Origin of the sequence: Aquabacterium sp., assembly GCF_030652515.1 — a bacterium.
GTDB lineage: Bacteria > Pseudomonadota > Gammaproteobacteria > Burkholderiales > Burkholderiaceae_C > Aquabacterium.
In genome coordinates this window covers 1-1,469 of the sequence record NZ_JAUSAR010000149.1, presented here as the reverse complement: position 1 = coordinate 1,469, position 1,469 = coordinate 1, and the positions used below count along the sequence as shown (strand labels likewise).

The window sequence follows — 1,469 nt, the reverse complement described above, 5'->3', positions numbered from 1 at the left end:
CGTATATGGACTCCTCCACAAACGCAAGAGACTGACTGAATGGTTGGCAACCAAAGGAAGGCCTGCAGTCGTATATCCGGCATCTGTAGTGGGCGAGTGTTGTGCAGCCCGTGCCGACATGGAATTCTGCGTCACCTCAAGCGCCAATCGGTCTAACGGCATGGTGCTGCCGCACGAGTTATCGGCGTCATTTGGTGTGGCTGAGATCCAGGGTGCCATGATGGGATCAGTCTCTGTGCAAAGGCGGGAGGGTGAGTTGGGTCATTTCATTCAAGACATCTTCAGCGGCCTGTCGTCATGCCAGGCGGGGGTTGTACGGCGCCTGGTGTTTCAGGCAGGCATAGCAAATGCGCGCCAGCTTGTTGGCCACCGCGCAGGCGGCCTTGTTTTGGTTCGTCCTGGCCAGCACCTGCAGCGCCCATTCATGCAGGGCGTCGAGCTTCCTGCCTGCGGCCTGCGCCACCACGGCGGCCCTGAGCACGCTCCTGGCGCCGTGAACCAGCAGCATGCGCAGATAGGTGTCGCCTTGCTTGCTGATGCGTCCCAACCTTCGGTTCTTGCCCGAAGAGTTCTCCTTCGGAGTGATGCCAAACCAGCTGGCAAAGTGGCGGCTGCTTTGCATGTGCGTCACGTCGGCGAACGCGGCCGTCATACCGGTGCCGGTCAGCAGCCCGATGCCGGGCACCGTCATCAGCAACTGGCAGCCTGCGCTGTGCCGCGCCGCTTCCTTGAGCTGGACGGTGATCTGCTCGATGTGCGCTTCGAGTTGGCGCACTTCTTCGAGCATCATCTTCATGGCCGGGCGCAGCACCTGCGGCAGCGCGCTGTCGGCATCGCCGATCAGGCCCGCCATCTGGGCCAGCCCCGTCTTGGCGCCCACCGGAATGTGCAGACCAAACTCCCGGCAAAAGCCCCTCAGGGTGTTGATGTGCTGCGTTCGCACCCCCATCCACAGCGAGCGGGTTCTGTGCAGCCCTTGCAGGGCCTGCTGCTCCACCGTCTTGACCCGTACCGGCTTGATCTCGCTGTTGCGCGCCGCCTCCAGCAGCGCTGCCGCATCGGCCGCGTCCGTCTTGTTGCGCCGAACGTAGGCGCGGATGTAGGCCGGTGGCAGCAGCATCACGTCGATGCCCAGGCTGGTCAGCCAGCGCGCCCAGTGGTGCGCCGAGCCGCACGCTTCCATGATCACCAGCGAGACCACGCGGTTCAGAAACCAGCGCTCGAATTGCGTGCGCGTCAGCCGGTGCGATTCGATGCCACGCCATTGTTGGTTGGCCACGCGCAACTGGTACACCGACTTAGCCAGGTCAACGGCCACGATCACGCCTTCGGCGTCTTGATCAATTTGAGGGGCAGATTTAATATCCATCTCGGGCTCCTTCACATTAATTGCCGTTCCTCACACCATATGAAGTCGGCTGGCACTGCGATGCCGATAAAAATGTGGAGGAGTCCATCCCATCAGTCAA

At 61.8% G+C, this 1,469-nt stretch carries 1 protein-coding gene; it reads right to left on the bottom strand.

The annotated features are described in order from the left end of the window. Positions 1-295: 295 nt before the first annotated feature. Entirely contained in the window at positions 296-1,369 is a 1,074-nt protein-coding gene (locus tag Q7V20_RS17185) for an IS110 family transposase (protein ID WP_304793939.1), read from the bottom strand. Positions 1,370-1,469: the final 100 nt, after the last annotated feature.

Excerpts from the sequence above, each read along its gene's own strand:
- Q7V20_RS17185 (WP_304793939.1), bottom strand. The coding sequence starts at position 1,369 with ATGGATATTAAATCTGCCCCTCAAATTGATCAAGACGCCGAAGGCGTG.